The organism is Frankia sp. CoWAU3, from assembly GCF_977971855.1.
The window spans coordinates 1-2728 of sequence record NZ_CDWWXB010000283.1 but is presented as its reverse complement, the minus strand read 5'-3'; the positions used below and the strand labels follow the sequence as shown (position 1 = coordinate 2728).

Below are 2728 nucleotides of genomic sequence, written 5' to 3'. Positions count from 1 at the left end.
CGACAAGGGCGGGCACCAGAAGGACGACTGGGACTGGACCTGGGACTGGGCCTGAGCTGACGAGAGGACCTGGACGGAGCGCCACTGAAATACGGCGAACCGCTAGGAGAAACGTGTAGCGGCGTTGGCGAGAGCGTCCGGAACGGATTCCGCTCGGCAATGCCCGCCCGGGTTCTTTGGCCGGCGTGGTGCCGGGCACCATGGCTCTGCGGTGTCCGGCACTCACGTTCCATGGCCATCACGCGCGGGTGGCGGGAATGTGGCGCTCCGGCTTACCTCCGGCGGGCGAGGATGCGGTAGGCGTTCGACCGGCTGCCGGCGGTCAGATAAGGCCGGCTCATCGTGTCCAGGGCCAGGCCTGCCACGAATGCGGGGACCATGGCAGCCGCGGTCAGCGCCCGGACCCTCCGCGGGCGGCCCGGGTCCTCCTCGGTGCGCCACGCTGAGGACGGTGACGGCGCTACAGTCTGGAGCAGCCGTACAGGGCCATCACCGGGTCCCCCTGCTGATGGACGTCGCCGAACCGGATGCGAAGCCACGTTCATTCAGGGCAGCCACCAGATTGGCCGCCGGCATAAGGTGCTGATGTTGCGGAATCAGCCATCCCGGCCACAGTTGGCGGTACACACGGGCCGCGGGGCTCTCTGGATTCGGTACCTCGAGCAGCAGATGGCGGGCCGGGGCCAGCGCGAGTGCGGCGCCATCCAGTTCGGCCAGCGGATCCCGGGTGCGTTCGAGGTAGTGGAACATGCTGATGACGTCGTACTGGTCAGCCAGATCGGCGGCGATATCGGGAAATAATCCGCGGTAGGCCCGATCCACCCAGCGTCGGCGTTCCGCCTCCTCGATGCCCGCTCCGATGTCGAGTGCGTCGAACGACGTCGTCGGCCAGACCGTTCTCGCCACGTTACAGAAATGTCCATGGCCACCCCCCACGTCCAACCAGCGACGGGGCGTCGGTATCGACAGGCTGGCCCGGTGGAGATAAGGGCCCGGGCTGAATCCGAAGACCTCCTCGATCATGGCGGCGCCGAGCCCGTCGTAGAAGTCCCGGTAGTAGAAGTTCAGACCTTCGAAGGAGAGTCGGGGATTCTGGAAGACGTGGCCGCAGTCGCCGCACCGGTCGTAGCGGAACCGGCCGGGCTTCCCCTGGGAGACGTCGCGGCCATTCATGCGCACGGAGAGGTCGTTTCCGCCGCACCACGGGCAGGCCGTGCGAGGCGACTCGAGGAACCGGTCAAGACCGCCGGCGAGCTCCCGCCGGTACTGGGATCTCTTCTCGGCGATCTCCGTGGGGGTGAGCCTGCCCGCCGTTCTGGTCGGTCGCGGAGCCCGCGGGCACGTCGCCGGGTCCGGGCCGATGGCCGGTGCGCCGAGAAGATCACGGGTTCGGCTCGGCATCCCCACCAGCTGGAGGAGGGCGCCGCGTCGCCGCGTCAGCATGCTGCGCCGCAACGTCCCGGGCGTCACCCATAGTCGGCTACCGCCCACGGCGACCGGCCGTAGCCAGGACATCGTCACCGCCGCGAGTGCCGCGAGCGGGTTGCTGGTAGCCCCGAGCAGGATGGCGGCGTCCCGCAGCGCGGGCAGCACCCGTCTGGCGGGCTCCCACGCATAGGCGGCGCGGTGCACGGACAGCCGGGTGCGCCCGTCGTCCGGCTCGGCACCGACCAGGCCGGGCAGCAGGGCGAGGTCGGTGGACGCGGCGGCGTGCCGTTTGCACGTCTCGAGCACGGCCACGAGCTCTGCCTCGGTGAGGTCAGTGAGATCGGTGATATCGGCGCTGTCCGCGGTGGTGAGGCCGGTGCGGGCCAGCACCTCTGCATCGACGAGCACCGCCTGGAAGGCACCGCGACCGCGGGCCAGCCGGGCTGACCGGTAGGTGGACGGGTCGACCATCCGCGCCAGGTCGAGGATCCGGTGCGCCGACATCTCGGCCGGGACCAGGTCGAGGACCTTGCAGCCGTGCCGCCGCGCGTACGCGTCGGCCGCGCGGCGATGCTCGGGGCCGAGACGCACTCCGGAAGCGAGGAGTGAGGACGTACGGCGGACGCTGCGCATGAGGGTCGTCCGAGCCGGGCGCGCCCCCGGGGGCCCATGATCCACCGATTCGATGATGTCGATGGCACCTACCCGGCCGCGCAGCCGGATGCTGTTGAGGCCGATCCCCACACACGCGGCTACCGGGAGCCAGCCACGACGGCTCACCATCGGCCTCCTCCGAATATTTGATCCGCATCCGGTCCGCTGTCGGGAAGCCCCCGCAAAATACCTCTTGCCTCCGAATTGCAGCCGAAGCTTCACCGACCGCTCCGCGCTGCGCGGCTGAACCGGGTGGTCAGGCTGAACCGGGGGCGGAACACGTAGCTGGGTTCGGCCGCACCCGCCGCGGCACGGGAGAACGTCACCGCAGGCACGCCGGAGCCCTGCGTCAGGGTCGCGGGACTGGTCTGATTTTGATCTCCAGCTCTGGCGGTGGTCCGGCGGTGGGCGCGTCCTGGGCGAGGCGGTTCCAGAACTGCTCGACCATGGGTTGCAGCAGGCGAGGGCCGAGTTCGCGGATCAGGATGCCCAGCACCTGGGTGTGCTCTGGATCGGGCTTGGTGGAAATGCCGGCGGCACGTAGGTCGCGGACCTGGCTGAGGGTGAGGTCGGCGAGCAGGATGATCAGCTGACCGTTTGTATAGCCTGCCGTACCGTCGGACAGCATGAGTATCCGGGTTGGGTG

At 69.3% G+C, this 2728-nt stretch carries 2 protein-coding genes; both read right to left on the bottom strand.

Annotation, left to right across the window (positions count from 1 at the left end):
• Nucleotides 1–489 precede the first annotated feature (489 nt).
• Nucleotides 490–2211, bottom strand: coding sequence for a class I SAM-dependent methyltransferase (locus tag AC08ON_RS17195; RefSeq protein ID WP_476608516.1), 1722 nt, complete (start codon nt 2209–2211; stop codon nt 490–492).
• Nucleotides 2212–2431: 220 nt separating this feature from the next.
• A partial coding sequence (locus tag AC08ON_RS17190) for a hypothetical protein (protein WP_476617349.1) occupies nt 2432–2728 on the bottom strand: 297 nt, incomplete at its 5' end.